The organism is Rhizobium sp. CF122 (assembly GCF_000282035.1).
GTDB lineage: Bacteria > Pseudomonadota > Alphaproteobacteria > Rhizobiales > Rhizobiaceae > Rhizobium.
Genome location: NZ_AKKA01000071.1, coordinates 59,105 through 79,725 on the forward strand (window position 1 = coordinate 59,105; position 20,621 = coordinate 79,725).

Genomic DNA, 20,621 nt, shown 5'->3' on the forward strand with positions numbered 1-20,621 from the left:
AACCCGTTCATTGATGTCGTATCGACGCAAAGCGCCAGGTCTTAGTTGCTGTTTGATTGCGCAGGCGTCGTCTCGCCGCCGGTTCCCTTGTCCATGCCGGGCATCGCGTGACCGTCATGTTGCATTCCCGGCATGTTCTGCATGTCGTTGGTCTCGTTGGTGCCGTTCGTAGCGTCTGCCGGCTTGGCTTCGATGGCATCGTGGCTTTCGCCCGCAGACGCCCCGGGTTCGCCACCGGTCTGATTGGCATGACGGTCGTCGTAACGCAGCTTCTCGCGATTTTCGGCGCTTTCCTTGCCGCCGCCGCCCATCATGTCGATGTGCATCATCTCGTTCATGCACATCTTGCCGGGTGCCGCGCACATGTTGAGAATTGCATTGAAGAGATCCTTGTCGACCGACGAGAAATAACGCACCGGCTCCCTCTCACTCGGCTGCTCGAGCTTCAGATAGGTGTCCCGGTTCAGTGCCGTGCCCTTTTCCTTGACCTGCGCCACCCACTGATCGAATCCCTGCTGGTTTACGCCATGGAACTTGAAGCGCATGTGCGAGAAGCCGGCGCCGCTGTAGTTGGCCGAAAAGCCGTCAAAGACACCTTCCTTGTTGATGACGGCATGCAGCCTGGTCTCCATGCCGGGCATCGCATAGATCTGACCCGCAAGCGCAGGCACGTAGAAGGAGTTCATGACCGACGAGGAGGTGATCCTGAAACTGATCGGAACGTCGACTGGCGCTGCCATTTCATTGACGGTCGCAATGCCGAGTTCGGGATAGAAGAACAGCCATTTCCAGTCGAGCGCGACGACTTCAACGGTCAGCGGCTTGGTATCGGCCGGGATGGCGCGCTCAGCGTCAATCCGATCGAGAGGACGAAAGGGGTCGAGCTTGTGCGTGCTGATCCAGGTGATGGCCCCGAGTGCGATGATGATCGCCAACGGCGCTGACCAGATGACCACCTCGAGACGTGTGGAATGGTGCCATTCCGGATCATAAGTGGCCGCCGCGTTGGAACGGCGATAGCGCCAGGCAAACAGCAGCGTCAGGAAGATCACCGGAACGATGATCAGCAGCATCAAAACCGTCGACACAATGATCAGGTCGCGTTGCTGCATAGCGATATCGCCTGAAGGCGACATGACCACCAAATTGCATCCAGCCAGCGCCAAAAGCAGTGGCAGAACGAGGAGATGGCGGGAAAACTTTGGCAGTTTTTGCACGTCTCTATGCTCTTGTTGTTTCGTCCAAACCGCGACTAAAGCACTGTACCTGATAGCAACATGAGGTGTTTGGTCGCAGCGCAGCAGAAATGCCGCACTGCGGGATAAGGCACGTGGCGCAGGAAGTCAAAATCCTGATAAAATTTCGAAGGATTTTCGCGCCCAACCTTTTTGTACGGCTAATATATCCGCGAAGGCCGATCATGCCAGCCTTTTTGCAGGCCAATTTCGCCGCACGGGCCGCGATTTTTCATCCACATCTAATTTTCGAGCAGCAAGATGAACTATTTACGTCGATCAGACTTGATAAGCGCAGTAGTTTGATCAAGATCGCTCATGAGGCGCTTTGCCACACGGGGTGCCTCAATGAGGGAGGCATTTTTAATGGCGAGTACTACACACTACGGACCGTCGTCCACATCGATGGAACAGGATGCACGGCGAATTCACGCCGATAAGCCGGTGTCACCTGGCAGCATCGCGATCGGCGTCGTCATCGGGCGCATGTCGGAATTCTTCGATTTCTTCGTCTATGGCCTTGCATCGGTGCTGGTCTTCCCTCAGCTTATCTTTCCTTTCGCGCCGGATCGGCTGACGGCGACGCTCTATTCCTTTGCGATCTTTTCGCTGGCATTTCTGGCACGTCCGGTGGGATCTGTCGTGTTCATGACCATCGACCGCATCTACGGCCGCGGCGCCAAGCTGACGATCGCATTGTTTCTGCTCGGTGGTTCGACTGCGTCGATCGCATTCCTGCCCGGTTATAACGAGATCGGCGTCTGGTCGATCGCGTTGCTGGCGCTGTTCCGGCTCGGCCAGGGCTTTGCGCTCGGCGGAGCATGGGATGGCCTCGCCTCGCTGCTGGCGCTCAACGCCCCTCCAAATCACCGTGGCTGGTATGCGATGATCCCGCAGCTCGGCGCGCCCATCGGCTTTGCGCTGGCGAGCACCCTGTTTGGATACTTCATCGCCAACCTTTCCAGCGAAGACTTCTTGAGCTGGGGCTGGCGATATCCGTTCTTCGTCGCCTTTGCCATCAACGTCGTTGCGTTGTTTGCACGGTTGCGTCTCGTGATGACGCCGGATTTCGGCTCTGCCCTGGAGCAGCATGAGCTGGAAGCCGCACCGATCCGAGACGTGCTGCGGGTGCATGGACGCGATATCCTGCTCGGCGCCTTCGTGCCGCTCGCAAGCTTTGCGATGTTCCACCTCGTGACGATCTTCCCGCTTGGCTGGGTCTATCTTTACGGAACCCACCCGATCGGCGCGTTCATGGTGGTGCAGATGGTCGGTGCCGTGGTCGGTCTCGTCGCGATCGTCGTCTCTGGAATGATCGCCGATCGCATCGGGCGGCGCGCCCAGCTGGCGATCTGCGCGGTCCTCATCGCGATCTTCAGCTTCGTCGGTCCGATGCTGATGGCCGCCGGCTCCAAGGGACAGGAGGCTTTCGTCATCATCGGCTTCGGTGTCCTCGGCCTGTCCTTTGGCCAGGCGACCGGCTCGATCTCATCGCGGTTCGGCAGAGGCTACCGATACACCGGCGCTGCCTTCACCTCCGACCTGGCCTGGCTCGTCGGTGCGGGCTTTGCACCCTTGGTCGCACTGACACTGTCCAGCCGCTTCGGTTTGGCTTTCGTTGGCTACTACCTGCTGTCGGGCGCCATCTGCACGCTCGCTGCTCTGGCCTTCAGCAGGGCGCTCGAGCAGCGCGACTAATCTCGCAAAACGACAAAAGGCCCGCCTCGCGATCGTGAGGCGGGCCTTTTGCTTTCCAGAGAAGGTGAAATCGTTACATCGCCGCCGCCTGCGGCTGTTTTGCGGCGCGGGCGGCCGTGAGCTCCGCCGTCGTATGGTTAAGGCGGTCGGCCAGCACGCGCATGATCTCGACGGCCATTTCAGGGAAATCACTGAGCAATTTCAGGAAGTGTTCCTTGCTGATGCGCAGAACTTCCAACGGCGACGTGGCGCGAACCGTCGCGGTACGGGAGACATCGCACAGAATGGCGATTTCGCCGACGATGGAGTTGGGCTCCACATCGGCGACCTTGATATCGCCGGCGGAGGAGTGGACAAGAATGTCTGCGGTACCAGATAAGACGACATAGGCGGCATCGCCCGGATCCCCCTGATGGAAGAGGTCCTGACCGATATTGTATGTCATTCGATCGGAAGTGAAGGCCAACAGCTTGAGTTTCGCCGGTGCAATCCTCGCGAAGATCGGCACCCGCCGCAGCATTTCGACTTCGTCTCTCAGCAGCATAAACCTACTACCCCCTGCCGCACTGTTCGGTGCGCGGCGCTAGACCGTGGCACCTCTCAAGGGACGCCATCTTATTGTCCTCCCATAGAGTATTACGATAACAGTTCCTTGAACATACCGTTTTGCTCGGAAAGCTCCGGAAAGTTGCCGGCTTCGGCCAGGGCGCCCCTGTCGAAGAGCAGGATTCGATCAAAGATTTCTGCCAGTTTCGCGTTAGACAGCACCCAGATGATGGCGGGCTTTTCGCCTTCCCTGTGCAACCCTTCCACAACGTTGTGCGTGATCTGATCCTGCACTCGCTGGTCGAGGGCCGATAACGGCCTGTTGAAAACGAAATAGTCCGAGCGCTTGAGGAGCGCGCGAGCAAGATTCAGCTTCTGCCGCTGCACCATGGTCAGGCGCTTGCCGCCAGAGCCGACGTCGAACTCGAGCCCGATCGACAAGACGTCATCGAAGAGTTCGAGCGAGTCGAACAGTTCGCCCATGATGGCCCGAATGCGCTCGGACGCGTCGGCCTGTTGATAGGCAATGCGCCCGAACAGGACATTGTCCATCAAGCTTGCCGAAGAGATGAAATGCTCAGGATCGTATCGCTCGATTACGGCGGCGAGATCATCCGGTATGTTCTCATGGAACTGTTTGCGGGCACTGACGATCTTGTCCATCAGCTCGCCCGTCAAGAGACCAAAACGATGCCTGGGCTCTATATAGGCAAAGCTCAACCGAATAATCGCCGAGCGTTCCTCGGGGGCCGCGTCGTCGAAGCGTCGGCTTTGCAGCTTTTGCAACAGTGCCTGATAGGTCGGAATGTCATCCGCCGTCATGAAGGTCAGTTGCTGGAAGAACGGGTGATCTGGCGGCAGATCGTGGAAGAGTTCGACTGCGTTCTCCGCGATCTCCAAGCCCATGGCGTAAAGATCGTTGCTGAGGCCGGTTTCCCTAAAGAGCGTCTGAAAATACGGATGCGCCGCCAGACGACGATTGTTCATCATCGGTCGCTTCATCGCCCCGAAGAGCAGGTTTTCACCAACGGTGGCCTGAGGATTGTAGGCATCGAAATCGAACGGCACGACGATGTTGCCAAGTTCAATCTCCTGCATGCGCTTTCGCAGCGCCGTTCGCAGATCGACGATGTGGTCGGCGAGCACGACATGCACGTTCGTGTTGACCGTTGATCGCAGTGCCAGGTCGAGGATGTCCTGTGAAATCAGGACCGCATCAAGCACCGGACGGATCGCCGTCAGGATATCCTCCGGGCCAGTCGCGCCGGCAGCCTGATAGTCCACCCAGTCGCTGTTGATATCCATCGTCGGGTTACCGGCCTTGACGGCCTCCTCAGCATACCACTTGGCCTCTTGAGCCTCCTTGCCGTCATACTTCGGCTCTCGCAGGGGAGCGTGTTTCAAGCCGTAGAGGATATTGTCCCGCAGCGTTCCGTGGAAAAAATAGCTGTCGGCAGAGGCATAGGAGATGCGCCGGCCAGTAATGGATTCAGGCAGATCAAGAAGGTCCTTGCCGTCGATGGTGACACGGCCGGAATCCGGCCACACCAGGCGCCCGAGTGCCTCCGCGAAGGCCTCGGCGCCGCTGGAATTTGGGCCCACCACGGCGACCGTTTCGTTCGGCTTGATCTCGACCGAAACGTGATCGACCAGCCGCGCGCCGCTGTCGTCGCTGACGGTCAGGTTGGTAATCACCAGCGGAGCCGTCAGCGCACCGGTCGCGTCTGGCGAAATGTCCTGGATCTTGCCGTCGATCAGTGGCTCGACATTGAACTGCTCGTAAACCTGCTGGTACTTGACCTGCACGTCCTGGCGCATCTGATCCCAGTCGATCAGTTCCTTGAGCGGCCCGGGCAGATCCTTATAGGCACTGATGACGGCGACGAGCTGGCCGATATCCAGTCGGCCCTGGAGCGCGAGATAGCCGCCGATTGCGTAAAACAGAAACGGTGTTACCTGGGCAAGGAAGTTGTTCAGGAATTTAACCAAAAACTTCCACTGATAGAGGTCATACCGGATCGAGAAAATCAGCCCGAGCCGGGTGGCGATATCGGCGCGTTCAAAATTCGATGTGTCGTTGCCGTGGATCGTGCCTATGCCATCGACGATTTCACCGACACGACCGGACAGCTCGCGGGCCGTCAGCTGGCGTTGGCGACCAAGCTCCAGCAGGCGCTTTCTCATGCGCGGGATCACGACCGCCTGTACGCCGACAATAGCCGCGGCAATCATCCCGAGCCAGAAATTCTGAACGATGATGAAAGCGAGCGCCGTCAGCGCCTGACCGCCGAGCAGGGCAGGCGAAACGAAGGCATCACCGGTGAAGCCACCCATCGGTTCGACTTCATCCTTGATCATCGTGGCGATCTCAGCTGACTTGATGCGCTTGAAATGCGACGGTGGGAACCGCAGGACACGGTCGATCAGCTCGAAGCGGATGCGTCGCAGCATCCGCTCGCCAAGCCGTCCCTTGTAGGTATTGATGTAGAATTTGAAGAGACCGTTGAGCACCACGAGCGCCAGAAAGACGAGGCTCAGCCCCATCAGCATCTGCAGCCGGTCAAGCTGGACACCCTTGAACAACTCGACTTCGCCGATCACGGGTAACGTGAAGACGAGGCGCATGAAGGTTTGCGTTGCGCCCTGGCCCTCAAAGCCCGAACCCTGAATCGGTCCGTTGACGATCTGCTTCGGCAGGTCGAAGGACAGAAAGTAGGGGATCATCGAGACTGCAACGACTGTTAGGATCCAGAGCTGCTGCAGCCGCGTGTTCGACCAAATGTAACGCGCGAGGCTTTTTTCCATTGCTAACCGTCAGTTGCCTGGGAAATCTGGGGGCAGTGAACCTGCGGCAAGACAAAGAGGAATGCCGAAAACAGGACCATGCAACCGGACCGCCGGATCTCATAATGAAAACAAGGCGAATCGGCTTGCCGTTGTCATGCCGATTCTCGCCGGGATGTTGTTTATATCACATGACTTTCGCAAAGTGCGAGGGTTTCAGCCAGTCATTGAACGAATGATTGCGGCTGTTTTCTCCGCCCCCTCCAGATCCAGCGGCACCAAGGCTGCACGCGGCGTCGCAAGTGCCATGGCGACGGCGTCGGCAACGATCTCCGGCGTCAGGCCAGCCTCCGGCAGGATGTCTGCAAGCCCAAGCGCCTTCAGCCGCTCGGCGCGAACCGTCTGCTCCGTCTCTCCCCCGGCAACGAATGGGATGAGGATCGCCCTGCAGTCCGTCTGCAACAGATCGCCAACGGTATTGTAACCCGCCTGCGAGATGGAAACACGTGCGCCGCGCAGCAGCGAGGGAAAGTCCTTCCGGAAGCGAGCGAGCGTAACATTCGCAGGCCTTGCGTTCACCAGGCCGGCGAAATCATCCTCCGGAAGGTTCGGCCCGCTGATAAGCAGCCACCGCAGGTTCGCCGGCAGCATGGCAGCGGCTGCATTGGCGGCGCCAAGCAGCTCGAGGCCGACGGCTCCTCCGCCTGCGGAGGCTATGACATCGAAGGTCTCCTCCGGCGCAGCCGAGCGCGCAGCTGCCACCATGCCGGTATAGTGAATTTTGGATGCGATCTCGGAAGTCAGAGGAAAGGTATCTTCCAAACGAGCGAAGTTGGGATCCCCGTGGACGAGGACACCATCAAAGTGGTTGCGGACCAGTGCGACTGTCTCTTCGTCGCGCCCCGGCTTGCGGTTTTCCTGCAGGATATCGCGCACCGAGCTGAACAGTTTCGGCCTTGGATGCGCTTCCTTGATAGCATTAAGGAGCGGAAGCAGCTCGAAACGCATCTGCCGGCGACCAAAGGGAAACGCTTCGATGATCACGACATCGGGCGCGCGATCGCGAAAGGCGGAAAGCAACAGATCGCGACGCCGGCTTAGGAACGCCTCGTCCGCGGCAACGCCATTGCCGTCGGCAAGCCCTGAGAAACCTGCATTGCTCGCCACGACTGGCGGCAGCGCCACCGTCCTGATGCCTTCTCCGGGGAAACCGGGGACCGGTAGACCGCCGGTAACGACGGTGACGTCGAATCCGTCGCGAACGAGCGCACTAGCGATGCGGCTTGCCCGGGCGATATGGCCGATGCCAAGCAAATGCTGAACGTAGAAAAAGACGCGGGGCATGTTCATGAGGCTTTCTGCCATTCCTCTTCAAACAGCCGGCCAAGTTGATCGATACTTGCCTCGTGATCGAAATGCTCGCGCACCCGCCGTTCCGCGGCATCGCCGAGCCTAAGCCGCAAGGCAGGATCCCGGATCATTTTCTCAAGTGCCCCCGCGAACGCCACGGGATCCTGCGGTGGAACCACCATTCCGTTCTCACCGTCGACAAGGAGTTCGGGCACGCCTGAAACCGAGGTCGAGACGCAAGGCAGGCGCTGGCTGGATGCCTCCACCAGCACATTCGGCAGGCCATCGCGATCGCCATTAGACGCAACCCGGCAGGCAAGCGCGAAAACATCGGCCCGGCGATAGTGGTCGAGCACGTCTTCCTGAGCGAGCGCGCCCTTCCAGCTGATCCGGTCCGTCAGGTTGAGTTCCGCAGCAAGAGCCTTCAGCTTCGGCAATTTGTCGCCGCCGCCGATATGCTCGAACCGCCAATTCAGGTCGCGGGGCAAAAGCGCAAGTGCTCTCAAAAGCGTTTCGTAGCCCTTCTTCTCCACTGCCCGCCCGACGCTGAGAATAGGCACAGGGTCGGCCGGATCGCTGCCGTCACGGTGAGATCGCTCACCGCCGAAATGGGCGAAGCGCGCAAGGTCGAGGCCATGGTAGCTCAAATGCACCGCTTCCTTGCGAGGCGTCAGCGTACGCATGTGTTCATAGCCGTTTCGTGTGCAGGTCACCGTCCAGCGTGCACTGCCGAGTTTTTCGTGCAGGTCCCAATCAGGCGATGTCCAGATATCCTTGGCATGGGCAGAGCAAGTCCACGGCACGCCTGTCAGGATGCTCGCATACTCGGTTACCGAGGCCGGCGTGTGGATGAAATGCGCGTGCAACCATTCACCGTTGTCAGGCCACTCGCGGCCGAGCACCAGCGCTTGCCCCAAGCGTCTAAAGCGATTGCGGGAGACGTCACGCTGCAGGTCTTTCAGGAAGCGCTTCCATAGCGCCTTGATCCCCGGCTTGCGAAAGCTCGCAAGAAGGCCTTTGAAGACGCGGATCGGCTCCTCGTGTAGATACTCCGGCAGATAGATGACGCGTGCCCTGATCTCGTCGTGCACCGGATGCCGCTTCTTATCGGTCGGGCGGCGCATCGAGATCAAGGTCAGGTCAAAGCCGGCCTTCTCCAGGCCGAGCAGTTCCTGGGCGATGAAGGTTTCCGAAAGGCGCGGGTAGCCTTTCAGCACGACGAGAATCTTACGGCGGTGCAACAAAGTCTTGGCCTTCACTCGGCTCCGACGACGGACAGATGACGGCCACGGCCGTCCAGCCAATGACCGACGGTTTGCGAGATATGGTCCAGGCCTTTCAGTTGCAAGGTACAGCCACTCTTGGACGGCGGCAGGCGCTCCGGCAGTCGCTTCAGGGCTTCAGACATGACCGTTGGATTTGCGGACTGATCCGGCAGCAACATGTCGATAAGGCCGAGCTCGCTCGCCCGCTGGGCGCGTAAAAGCTGTTCTTCCCGTGGCTTCACCCGAGGGACAATGAGGGCAGGCTTGTCGAACGACAGAATTTCGCAATAGGTGTTGTAGCCACCCATGGCCACGACCCCCGTGGCGCCCACCATCAACTCTTCCATGTGATTGTCGAACTCGATTACCTCGATGTAAGGGATGCGGGATCCCTTGGCGACCAGCTTCGAGCGCTCGGCTGCAGGCATGTACGGGCCGAGGACCACGAGTGCCTTTTGTTGCAAGGTCGGATCATGCTCATAGGCGTTCATGACGTCATGCACGAGATCAGACCCATCGCCGCCACCGCCCGTCGTGACCAAGATGTAGTTGTCAGAGCGCGCGTTGATCGAGGTCTTGCTCGTGGAGACGCTGCGTTGCAGGAAGCCGACGAAATCCATTTTCCTGCGCACGCTTGCGGGAACATCGAGGCCGACCAGCGGATCGTAGAAATCCGGCGGACCATAGACCCAGACGGAATCGTAATACTGGTCGATCTTCTGCATGATGCCGTTGCGCTTCCATTCGGCATCAAGCAGGTGCGGTGCATCCATGATCTCGCGCAAGCCAAGCACTAGAACAGTGCCGCGCGCCTTCAGATAGGCCAGTGTCTCCTCGACCTCGCCCTTCAGCCCCATTGGCTCCTTGTCGACGATGAAAATGTCGGGCTGGAAGGTTTCGGCGGTGTGGCGAATACTCGACTCTCGCATTTTCAGCGTTTCATGCAAATCGATATGACCCGCCATCGACGTGTATTCGCCGTTGCGGAGCTTGATCACGCTCGGAATCTTCACGAAGTCGACGCGTGCGCGGTAATCGAATGCGCCGGCAATCGTGGCTCCGGAGATGATGAGAATGTTAAGCCCGCGATAGTCCTCGACCAGTGCATGGGCGATCGCGCGGCAACGGCGCAAATGACCAAGCCCGAACGTGTCGTGGCTATACATGAGGATGCGGGCATCTTCCAGGCGCCGTGCCATGGGCACTCCTTCTGCGCTGTACATCATACTAGCACCGCCGGTTTCCGCTGGCCGTCAGGCAACAGAGCAGCGCTCCGCCGGGCTGGCCGCTATTTGTAGGGATCTGCCGCATCGCGCAAGCCGTCTCCCAGAAAGTTGAACGCCAAAATTACCAGAACGACCGGTATAATCGGAAAAAGCAACCATGGATAGAATGCGATGACGCTTACGCTCTTTGCCTCCGTCAGCAGAATGCCCCAGCTGGTGATCGGCGGCCGCAGACCAAGTCCGAGGAAGCTCAGTGCCGTCTCGCCGAGGATCATGCCGGGGATCGAGATTGTGGCCGAGGCGATCAAGTGGGACATGAAGCCCGGCACGAGATGTCGGCCGATGACGCGCGGCGTGCTGGCGCCCATCAACTGGGCGGCCTGGACATAATCCTCTTCACGCAACGCCAGGAGTTTCGAGCGCACGGCTCGCGCCAATCCAGTCCAATCAATGATCCCGAGAATGACCGTGATCCCGAAGTAAATGACGATCGGACTCCATGTCACCGGCATGATCGCCGCCAGCGCCATCCAGAGCGGCAGGCTCGGCAGCGACTGCAGAACTTCAATGAGGCGTTGGACGATCAAATCGAAGATACCGCCCCAATAGCCGGCCAGTCCCCCGATGACGATACCGAGGCAGAAGCTGATGGTGATACCGATCAAGCCGATCGTCAGCGAAATGCGCGCCCCATAGAGAATGCGGGAAAGCACGTCGCGACCGAGACGGTCCGTGCCAAGCAGGAACATTTGCCCGCCGACTGCCGGGCAGACCAAATGAAGATCAGAACTTACCAGTCCCCAGAACTTGTAGGTATCCCCGCGGCAGAAGAAACGGATCGGCTGCACGTCGTTTGGCTTGTCAGTGTAGATTCGATGGAGCGTGTCGAGATCAAGCGACATGCTGCGTCCATAGACAAAGGGGCCGATGAACTTGCCGTTGTCGAAGAAGTGGACCCGCTGTGGCGGTGAATGGATGAAGTCGACATTCTTGGTATGCAGCCCATAGGGCGCAATGAATTCGACGATAATGATCATGAAATAAAGGGCGAGCAGGAAGACGCCGGAGGCAAGGGCCAGCCGGTGCTGCTTGAACTTCCACCACATCAACTGCTTCTGCGAGGCAAGGTGGATGCGTGATTGCGCAGCCGTCATCCCTTCGGTCGCCATCGGATCGAAGGGTGCAGTCGAAACATAATGCGGCATCGGCGCGCCGGGCGGTGGCAAGGGCGACATTTATTTGGTGCTCCTGCCTTGGAGGCGGATACGCGGATCGAGGAAGCCAAGCGCAATATCGGAAACGAGTACTCCGAGCACGTTGAGGAAGGCAAGGAACATCAGAAACGAGCCTGCGAGATACATGTCCTGGCTCTGCAGAGCCTTGATGAGCATTGGGCCCGTTGTCTCGAGTGAAAGCACGATCGCAACAATCTCGGCGCCCGAGATGATCGAAGGCAGGATCGAACCGATATCGGCGACGAAAAAGTTGAGAGCCATGCGCAGCGGATATTTCACCAGCGCGCGGAGCGGGTGAAGCCCCTTGGCGCGCGCGGTCACCACGTACTGCTTCTGCATCTCGTCGAGCAGGTTGGCTCGAAGCCGCCGGATCATCCCGGCCGTTCCCGCCGTACCGACGATAACGACTGGAATCCACAGATGCGAGAGAATGGACCTGGCCTTTTCCCAGCTCATCGGCTCGTTGAGGAACTTCTGGTCCATCAAATGCCCGATCGACACCCCGAACCAGATATTGGCAAAGTACATCAGGATCAAAGCCAGCATGAAGTTCGGGATGGCAATGCCGAGCAACCCCAGAAAGGTCAGCCCATAGTCGCCCCAGCTGTATTGATGGGTGGCCGAATAGATGCCGATCGGAAAGGCGATCAACCACGTCAGCAGGATCGTGGAAAAGGAAACGAGGATCGTCAGCCAGAGGCGATCGCCGACGACTTCGGAGACTGGCAGCTGATATTCGAACGAATAGCCGAAGTCTCCGTGCAGCATGCCGCCGACCCAAAAGAAGTAGCGGACGATCTCAGGCTTGTCGAAACCGTATTGCTTCCGCAGCTCTTCGATTTCCTGAAGATTGGCACTCTCGCCCTGAGCCCGCAGCTCGGCGATCTGGCTCTCGAAGAAATCGCCAGGAGGGAGTTCGATGATGGTGAAGACCAGCGCCGAGATGATGAACAACGTCGGCACCATCGCTGCAATGCGCCAAAGGATGTATTTCAGCATCCCTCAAGCCTCCTTGAACCAGAAGGCATCCGGCATATAAAGGCCGAGATAGGACGTTGGATCGAAACCATACAGGGCCCGCTCTGGCACGTTCTGCAATTTGGCAGATCTGAGGATCGGCTGCAGCGTGCTGTTGATGAGGCCGATTGAGAAGACCTGTTGGGTGTAAAGCGCCAGCATCTGATGCCAGATCACTTCACGCTCCTCAAATCTCGCGGTATCGCCCCACTGTTTGAGAAGATCGACCAGCTGCTGCACTTCCTTGAGGTCGGGCGCGCTGCCTTCCTGTCCGGCAGACAGGTGATACATCCCCCAAAGCGGCCATTGCAGCTGATCGTCAACCGTTGGCGCAAGCTGCCCCGGAGACATATCGGCGGTTGCGACGCCGTTCTCGATGCCGTACCAGATCGACATCATGATCGTGCCGCTCATGGCGCGGCTGCGGAAAACGTCGCGTTGCGAGGTACGGGTGTAGAGCGCAAGACCGACCTCAAGCCAATGATCACGCACCAGTTCCAAAACGTCGGTGTCGAGGTTGCTTTCGCCAGCGGTTTCCACTGTGATTTCGGCACGGCGACCGTCCGGCAGCAAGCGAATGCCGTCGGCGCCACGGCTCGTCAGTCCGAGCTCGTCAAGGAGCTTGTTGGCCTGATCCGGATCATGGGCAATGAAGGCCTCCGCATACTCGGGCCTGAAGAGGGGACTATCAGGTAGAACGGTATCAGCGCTTGCCTTGCCGAGACCGTAGAAGGCAACCATGTTGATCTCATGCCGATCAATCGCCATCGACAGCGCGCGCCGAAACCGGGCCTCGCGGAAGAGGTTGCGCCAGACCTCATCGGCGCAATTGAGGTTCGGCAGCAGCGCAACACGCGATCCGCGCACCTGCTTCCACAAATTGACCTTCACCGGAAACCGCTTCTCTGCATCCTTCAGGAATGTGTAGTCGCTGAAGTCAACGCCAGTTGCCTGCAAGTCGGATTCACCGGCGCCCGCCTTGGCGGCAATGATCGAGGACGAGCTGACGTTGAGGATAAACTTGTCGATATAGGGGAGTTGCACCCCGTTCTCGTCGACCCGATGGAAAAACGGGTTGCGCACAAATACGAATTGTTCGGCCGGCAGCGGCGTGGTGTTGCGCCATGGATCGAGCGTCGGCAAGTCCGGATTTTCAGGGCGCGAGGCGCGCGACATCTTGATGTGCAAGTCCGCCCACTTCTTGACGCGGTTTTCCTTCATCAGCGCCGAAAGACGGAAATCATCCTGATACTTCTTGTGGAACTGTTTGAGGTAGTGTCCGGGTCCGAAAATCACCAGCGGCAGCGGACCGGCGAGCGCCGGCATGAACATCGGATTGGGCCGCTCCCAAGTGTAGCGAACCCTCAATTCGTCGAGGACTTCGAATTTCGGCAGATTGCCATGCGGCCTCAGCTCGAGCGCTCCGCCACCTGGCGTCAGCTCCTTGTTGAGGATCACGTCTTCCCACCAGTAACGGAAGTCGTCGACCGTGAAGGGTGCGCCGTCAGACCAGCGGTGCCCCTCGCGCAAATGGAACGTGAAGACAGTGTCATCCTTGGATTCAAAACCAAGCAGAATATCCGGCTGGAACATCAGGTGCTTGTCATAACCGACCAGGCGCGAATAGCCGTAGACGGTCATATAGCGGATGTCCTTCTGGCTCCCGATGATCGTGCGCACCGTGCCGCCATAGACGCCCGGCTGCCGACCCGCCTCCTTCATGTTGACGATCCGCGGATGGGCCGGCAGCCGATCCACCATCACGGGAATACGTCCTGCGCGCAGCCAATCCCTGAGGAACTCCGGCTCGATGTCACGATCCGCCGCCGCCTCGACGACCGAAGGCAGCATTGCCGAACCGATAAGGCCACCTAGAAACGTGCGCCGCGTTACCATGAGCGAAGCTCCTTTGCGTCCGCACCCTTGCGGGCCCGCACGAAATGGCCGTTGCCGAGATCTGCGTAATCCAGTTCGGAAGCGTCATCATGCTCCGCCGTAAAGGTGATACCCCAATTCTGCTTGTCTGCGGCGCCGTTCTTTCTGAGCGCTTCGAAATCGAGCGGCCGGTTCAGGTCGGGGAAGGGAACGGCTGCCAACAGCGACTTCGTATAGGGATGCACGGGATCACGCAGAATGATCTCGCGTGGCGCGATCTCGACGATGCGCCCCTTGCACATGACGGCTATGCGGTCGGCCATGTAGTCGACGACCGCCAGATTGTGCGAAATGAACAGATAGGTGAGCCCAAGATCCTTCTGCAGGTCCTTGAGCAGGTTGAGAATCTGGGCCTGAACGGACACGTCGAGCGCCGATACCGGCTCATCCAGAATGACAAGCTTCGGCCCAAGTGCCAACGCACGGGCGATGCCGATACGCTGACGTTGGCCGCCGGAAAAGCTGTGCGGGTAGCGGTTCAGGTAGCGTCGGTCGAGGCCGATGGCGCCCATCAGCGCCTCAACGCGCTGTTTGCGCTCCGGCCCATCCCCGCGGTCGTGGATCTCCAATGGCTCGCTGAGAATATTACGCACCGTCATGCGTGGCGACAGCGAGGAAACCGGATCCTGGAAGACCATTTGTATCTTGGTGCGCAATTCCTGCAGATCGTCACCTGAGACGGACAAGACGTCGATGACATCCTTGCCGTCGTTGAAGATCACAGAGCCGCCGTCGGGGGTTACGGCGCGCATCAGTATCTTGCTGACGGTCGTCTTGCCGCATCCGGATTCGCCGACGAGTCCAAGACACTCACCCCGTCGGATGTCAAAACTGACATCATCGACGGCGTGAACCAGCGCCGCCTCGCGTGTTCCAAAGAGCCCACGGTTGCGGGTCTTGAACGCTTTCGAGAGGTTGTTGACGGAAAGCAGGACCTCCGGCCCCTCAGCCTTCACCTTCTTCTTGCCGATCAGGGATTCGAGGTTCACGGGCACGTCGCGCAGCGCCTTGAGGCGCTCGCCGGGCTTCATGTCGAAGTGCGGGATGGCCGCCATCAGGCCCTTGAGATATGGATGCTGAGGGTTGCGGAAGATCGAATCGACCGGCCCCGCCTCCATGATCTCGCCGTGATAGATCACCACGACCTCGTCCGCCATGTTGGCGACAACGCCGAGATCGTGCGTGATCAGCAGCATCGCCATTCCGAGCTTGTGCTGGAGGTCGCGCAATAGCTCCAGGATCTGCGCCTGGATTGTCACGTCGAGCGCAGTTGTCGGCTCGTCGGCGATCAACAGCGCCGGATTGCAGATCAGCGCCATTGCGATCATCGCGCGCTGGCGCATGCCGCCAGAGAGTTCGAACGGGTACATATCGAACGTGCGCTTCGGATTGGCAAAGCCAACGAGACCCAGCATCTCCTCGGTCTTCTCGCGCGCTTCCTGCTTATCGGCGTCAGTGTGGATGAGGAGCGCTTCGCCGATCTGATTGCCGACCGTGTGGATCGGTGACAGCGAGGTCATCGGCTCCTGAAAAATTGTCGCCATGCGGCGCCCACGCAGGTCACGCATCTGCTCGCTGTCGCGCGAGTAGTGTAAAATGTCCGTCGTCTTGCCGTCCAGGGGGTCGGTAAAAAGGATACGTCCCTCGGCCGTCGCCGGATTCGGGAGGATGCCCATTATGCTCTGGCTAATCACGGATTTACCTGAGCCGGATTCTCCAACGAGCGCAGTGACCTTGCCCGGCAAGATACGGATATTCGCGTTCTTTACGACGCGCAGGCGATCGCCGAAAACCGAGAAAGAAACGTCGAGGTTCTCGATGCGCAACAGATCCGAGGCGGACGCCATACCAATGAAATTCCCCAGTTTTCTATGTTCCCGTTAAGGCACACTATCGTACCGCAATCGGGGTGTCCAGTTGATGACGGACACGCAAAAACCGGCGCATTTCTTGCGCGGCGCAAAGTGAAATCTGGACCTGGTTCGAGGCGGTTACGCCTCTACTGCACGAACTTCTCGACCGTTGGTTTATTGGCCTGCTTGCGAGCATCACGATGAAGCAGGATCACCTGCTCCGCCTCTGAAAGTCCGGTCGGTGCGACTTCGCGGAATTTCTCTTCGACATGCGGGACGGGCGCCGGCACATGCGGCTGCAAAATAGTGACCTTCTGGCGGATGCCGCGCAGTTTTTCCTCTCCCAAGGTGCGCCACTCGCCGCCGCAGTAGCCGGCAAATGCCTGGCTTGCGACCACCTCGCTCGAATATTTCTTTGTCAGCGCTTGCAGGCGCTGGACTTCGTTGACGGCCGAGCCGAATGCCGAAAACGTCAGTCGGTCCTTGAGGCCGACATTGCCGAACATCACATTCCCGACATGCAGGCCGATTCCGTAGGAAACCTTGCTCAGGCCCGCGTCCAATCGTTCCCGGTTCAATTCCGCGACACGCGCTTGCGCCTGATGGACGGCGGAAAGGGCGGCCTCACAGGCAATCTTGGACGGATCCTTGTGCCGGCCGCAGGGATAAACCGCCAGGAAACCGTCTCCGAGGAAACTCAAGATCTCACCGCCATTGCGGTTGAACGGCGCAGCGATCGCGTCGAAGAACTGGTTCAGCGTATCAATGTAGGCCTGCCGGCCTTCCTTTTCGGCGTACATAGTCGACTGGCGCATATCGCCCATGACGAGAGCGGCGCGGATTGTCTCACCGTCACCACGACGGATCTGGCCATTCAGCACCCGCTTGCCCGCATCGCCGCCCAGATAGGTGGTCAGCATGTTGTTGGCGAGCTTGCCGAGAACCGCCATCTTGGCCGCAACGGCAAGGTGGTTCTGCATGCGCAGCAGCGCATCGATCATGTCGTCGGAAAAGCCTGCGTGGCTGTCCGTCGACCAAGACCCCATCATGCCCTGCACGGAACCATCACCAAACGGCTGAACGAAAGCCAAATAGTCGGTGATGCGCTCCTGCCGCAGATCGACGAAAACCGGAAATTCGGCCGGCCCATCGGCCGGAATCCGGCGGCGAATGTGCTGCAGATTGTTGTCCAACAGGTAGTAGTACGGGCTCTGCAGGAAGCGGTCGGGCTTCTGTCCCGCCGCGGTATGGCGAAACCCCTCGATCGTGACGCCACTTGCCCGTCGCCACGTAAAGCTCAGCGCGTCGTAAAGCGGGTGCAGCATGGAAAACGTCAGATGCACGCGTACGATCGGCAAGCCCGCAGCCGCAACGCGCTCGCAAAATCCGCGAACGATGCTCTCGAGGTCATCGCCAGCCAACGAAGAATTCGTCAGCCATTCGGCGACCCGATCCAACAAAATAGTGGAGACGGTGGATTCGATCGTGCCCATTCTCGGTAGTATCCTCATAAAGCACGTCCATTCCCAAAAAGCGGCAGCAACCCTGCCTGCAGCAACGCCGTGCGCAGGGCGGGAAGGAGGATGGACGAGCGATAATATTGTGTCAACGATCTGCCGGGGGCCCGGCAGCGGCACCTGTCAAACCCTTATTTTAGTGGGCGTGACAGGCAATCCTTTCTCGCGGTTCGTTATTGAAAACAAATAGGCACGGCGCCAACCCCAAACAATGGCATCCGCACATTTTCTGACGTTGTGATGCAATCTCTTGGGACGCCCGAGTCTTTTTGGTCACACTGCAGGAACAGCGGCGAGATTGAGGCACACCCATGGCGCGAATTTTCACGATCGCGTCAGTGCTCAGTGAACTGCGGGCGGGTTTCAATTGCCACGGTCTTACATTAGATCAGAGTACCTTCAGCACTGAGATGAGATCTGCCTTGGCCAGTTCCTCCGCCTATGACATCCTTTCAAACAAGATCGAAACGCGCAGCGCCCGCGCCGGCGTCATAGGGCTCGGCTATGTTGGCTTGCCGCTGGCAATCGCCATTGCCCGCAGCGGTTTTGTTGTCACTGGCTTCGACATTGACCCCGAGAAGATCGTCTCCCTGGATGCGCGGCGCTCCTACATTGATGCCGTCGCAAGCGTCGATCTCGCTGCCGAAATCGACGGCAGACGCTTTTCCGCCACCACGGATTTTGCCGGGCTCGCGGCTTGCGATGTCATCGTGATCTGTGTGCCGACGCCGCTCACCAAGCACCGCGACCCTGATCTTTCCTTTGTCGAGGCGACGTCTCGGTCGATCGCCGAGCATCTGCGGGCCGGCCAGCTTGTGGTCCTGGAATCGACGACCTATCCGGGCACCACGGACGACGTCGTCAAGGCCATTTTGGAAAGAACCGGCCTCAAATCAGGCACGGATTTCTTCGTCGGCTTTTCCCCGGAGCGTGAGGATCCCGGTAACCAGCATTATCACACGGCGACAATCCCCAAGGTCGTCGCCGGCGACGGCCCGCAGGCATTGGCACTCATGAGGAGCTTCTACGGCGCGGCGGTCAAGACCGTGGTTCCCGTGTCTTCCAACGCGACGGCAGAGGCCGTCAAGTTGACCGAGAACATCTTCCGGTCAGTCAACATCGCGCTCGTCAACGAGTTGAAGACCGTCTACGCCGCCATGGGAGTTGATGTCTGGGAGGTGATCGAGGCAGCAAAGACCAAGCCGTTCGGCTACATGCCTTTCTACCCTGGGCCAGGACTCGGCGGACACTGCATCCCGATCGATCCCTTTTACCTGACCTGGAAGTCCCGCGAGTACGAGTTGCCGACGCGCTTCATCGAGCTCGCTGGCGAGATCAACTCGGCAATGCCGCGCTACGTCGTCGGGAAACTTGCCGAAGCACTCGACATGCGCTCCGGCAAGGCCCTCAGTCGCTCGCGCGTGCTGGTTCTCGGCTTAGCCTACAAGAAGAACGTCGCCGACATTCGCGAGAGCCCTTCGCTGCGCCTCATTGAGATCATCGAAGAGCGGGGAGGCAAGGCCGACTTCCACGATCCCCATGTCGGCGAGATCCCCTCGACGCGCGAGTACCAGCACTTGAAAGGCCGCAAATCGGTCGACCTTACGCTGGAGGTGTTGGAAGCCTATGACGCCGTTCTGGTGGCGACCGACCATGATCATCTCGACTACCCGCTCGTCGCAAACAGTGCGCCGCTGATCGTCGACACCCGCAATGTCTTCGCTCGTCTCGGGCTAACCGCCGGTCACATTGTCAAGGCGTGATCTGAACGCCTGAGAGCTGCTTGCCCGTGATCTGGCTCGCGGCAACGGCATAGCCGCCGCTGGCGCCATCGATGAAGTGCACGTGGTCGCGCGAAAGCGGTGTTGGAACGAAGCAGGTCATCAACGCGGACGCCTGCCGGTGCAAGCCGTAGCGGGCGATGCCTTTGGCTTTTGCGTTCTCTAGCAGAGCCTGAATACGACCGAGATGGTTCGAATCGACATCGATCGTCATCTTCAAGCCATCATCGAACTTGCGGAAATCGGAATTGCCGGAAACGTCCTGCGTGTAACGCCGGGCGTCGAAGCGGCCAAGCTTGGCACCCAGTTTGTGCAGGACGACCACGAGGACAATCTGAAGGAGGATGAACAGCTTCTGCTTCAGGCGCTTTCCCGGCTGTGCTATCGCCCGCGCCTCACGATCGACGCCTTTCATCGAAAAGGCAAATTCGGGACCGTCCGGCGGAACCGGGTGGCCGCCGCGACCCTGTTCGGCAGAGATTGCCACGACGTCCATCACGAGCTTGCGAAACTCGGCGGTGGGGCGACCGCCTTCGGCCGGTACGGCGATGATCGAGACGATTTCGCCGTTGTGAGCGGCGATCGGGCTCCAGCGGCATGACAGGCCCGTCAGATCCGGCCGCGTGCCTGGCGGCGCGGGCTCGACACCATAGCGCCCACTCTTCATCTGGCGCTCGGCCCAGCTCGCTCCACCCCCGGCAAACATTGCGTAGGTGACGAACGGACTGGCCGCATGACGCGCGACGCGAACGTCCAGGCCCTCGTTGCGAATATCGGCGAGAGGCACGACCGCAATGCGCAGCGTCAGGCCCATTTCCTCCTCAACCCAGCGCTGCGCCGCCGCCAGTGCGCCGCGCGCAGCGACCTCCAGGTTTCCGGGCAAAGCGACCACGGCGCCGTCGCCGCCGAACACGAACGGGTAGTCTCCCTTGTCGACCGCATTCAGGATCGCTGAAATGACGCTGACGCCCGCCATGTTCACGTCCTTGTAACGGCCGGCCGCAATTGCCGGTGTCGAACCGACGATGTCGGCGAGTGCCAGAAACCAGCCGTCTGGGAGCGGGTGATAGTTGCTCGTATCCGTCACCCGCTCGAAGTCGGTGAAGACAGGCACGTCGGCGAAGAATCTTTCATTCGAAACGTCGTTCATGTGAGAAACCTAACACAGACCCATGCCGT

At 59.3% G+C, this 20,621-nt stretch carries 14 protein-coding genes; 2 read left to right on the forward strand and 12 right to left on the reverse strand.

Annotated features, from left to right (window positions below):
* Nucleotides 1-41: 41 nt before the first annotated feature.
* On the reverse strand, nucleotides 42-1,217 hold the full coding sequence (gene cyoA, locus PMI09_RS14090; RefSeq protein WP_037083099.1) for a ubiquinol oxidase subunit II: 1,176 nt from the start codon (nucleotides 1,215-1,217) through the stop codon (nucleotides 42-44).
* 384 nt (nucleotides 1,218-1,601) lie between these two features.
* Here cyoA and PMI09_RS14095 point away from each other — a divergent pair, with 384 nt between their 5' ends.
* Nucleotides 1,602-2,933 (forward strand): MFS transporter, encoded by a 1,332-nt coding sequence (locus PMI09_RS14095; protein WP_007794934.1) that lies wholly within the window; start codon nucleotides 1,602-1,604, stop codon nucleotides 2,931-2,933.
* Nucleotides 2,934-3,006: 73 nt separating this feature from the next.
* On the opposite strand, the gene PMI09_RS14100 is transcribed toward PMI09_RS14095, so the two are convergent.
* From PMI09_RS14100 to PMI09_RS14145, 10 genes are all read right to left on the reverse strand, one after another.
* Nucleotides 3,007-3,477, reverse strand: coding sequence for a cyclic nucleotide-binding domain-containing protein (locus tag PMI09_RS14100; RefSeq protein WP_007794937.1), 471 nt, complete (start codon nucleotides 3,475-3,477; stop codon nucleotides 3,007-3,009).
* Between the two features lie 92 nt (nucleotides 3,478-3,569).
* Nucleotides 3,570-6,284 (reverse strand): ABC transporter ATP-binding protein, encoded by a 2,715-nt coding sequence (locus PMI09_RS14105; protein ID WP_007794940.1) that lies wholly within the window; start codon nucleotides 6,282-6,284, stop codon nucleotides 3,570-3,572.
* Nucleotides 6,285-6,479: 195 nt separating this feature from the next.
* The gene (locus PMI09_RS14110; protein ID WP_007794943.1) at nucleotides 6,480-7,613 is read right to left on the reverse strand and encodes a glycosyltransferase family protein; all 1,134 of its coding nucleotides are present in this window, start codon (nucleotides 7,611-7,613) and stop codon (nucleotides 6,480-6,482) included.
* Nucleotides 7,610-8,872, reverse strand: a complete 1,263-nt coding sequence (locus PMI09_RS14115) for a glycosyltransferase (RefSeq protein ID WP_007794947.1) — start codon at nucleotides 8,870-8,872, stop codon at nucleotides 7,610-7,612. The genes PMI09_RS14110 and PMI09_RS14115 overlap by 4 nt, the downstream gene beginning before the upstream one ends.
* On the reverse strand, nucleotides 8,869-10,077 hold the full coding sequence (locus PMI09_RS14120) for a glycosyltransferase family protein (RefSeq protein ID WP_007794950.1): 1,209 nt from the start codon (nucleotides 10,075-10,077) through the stop codon (nucleotides 8,869-8,871). Before PMI09_RS14120 ends, PMI09_RS14115 begins: the two co-directional genes overlap by 4 nt.
* A gap of 89 nt (nucleotides 10,078-10,166) precedes the next feature.
* Entirely contained in the window at nucleotides 10,167-11,339 is a 1,173-nt protein-coding gene (locus PMI09_RS14125) for an ABC transporter permease (protein WP_007794952.1), read from the reverse strand.
* A complete protein-coding gene (locus tag PMI09_RS14130; RefSeq protein ID WP_007794955.1) occupies nucleotides 11,340-12,338 on the reverse strand; it encodes an ABC transporter permease in 999 nt (332 codons plus the stop codon).
* A 3-nt stretch (nucleotides 12,339-12,341) separates the two neighbouring features.
* Complete coding sequence (locus PMI09_RS14135) at nucleotides 12,342-14,252, reverse strand: ABC transporter substrate-binding protein (RefSeq protein WP_007794958.1); 1,911 nt, start codon at nucleotides 14,250-14,252, stop codon at nucleotides 12,342-12,344.
* On the reverse strand, nucleotides 14,246-16,138 hold the full coding sequence (locus PMI09_RS14140; protein ID WP_007794961.1) for an ABC transporter ATP-binding protein: 1,893 nt from the start codon (nucleotides 16,136-16,138) through the stop codon (nucleotides 14,246-14,248). Before PMI09_RS14140 ends, PMI09_RS14135 begins: the two co-directional genes overlap by 7 nt.
* A 152-nt stretch (nucleotides 16,139-16,290) precedes the next feature.
* Nucleotides 16,291-17,637, reverse strand: a complete 1,347-nt coding sequence (locus tag PMI09_RS14145) for an adenylate/guanylate cyclase domain-containing protein (RefSeq protein ID WP_007794964.1) — start codon at nucleotides 17,635-17,637, stop codon at nucleotides 16,291-16,293.
* A gap of 434 nt (nucleotides 17,638-18,071) precedes the next feature.
* Between PMI09_RS14145 and PMI09_RS14150 the strand changes: the two genes are divergently transcribed.
* Entirely contained in the window at nucleotides 18,072-19,424 is a 1,353-nt protein-coding gene (locus PMI09_RS14150) for a nucleotide sugar dehydrogenase (RefSeq protein WP_193385398.1), read from the forward strand.
* Here PMI09_RS14150 and PMI09_RS14155 read toward each other — a convergent pair.
* Entirely contained in the window at nucleotides 19,414-20,592 is a 1,179-nt protein-coding gene (locus tag PMI09_RS14155; RefSeq protein ID WP_007794970.1) for a DUF3095 domain-containing protein, read from the reverse strand. The genes PMI09_RS14150 and PMI09_RS14155 overlap by 11 nt on opposite strands.
* Nucleotides 20,593-20,621 lie beyond the last annotated feature (29 nt).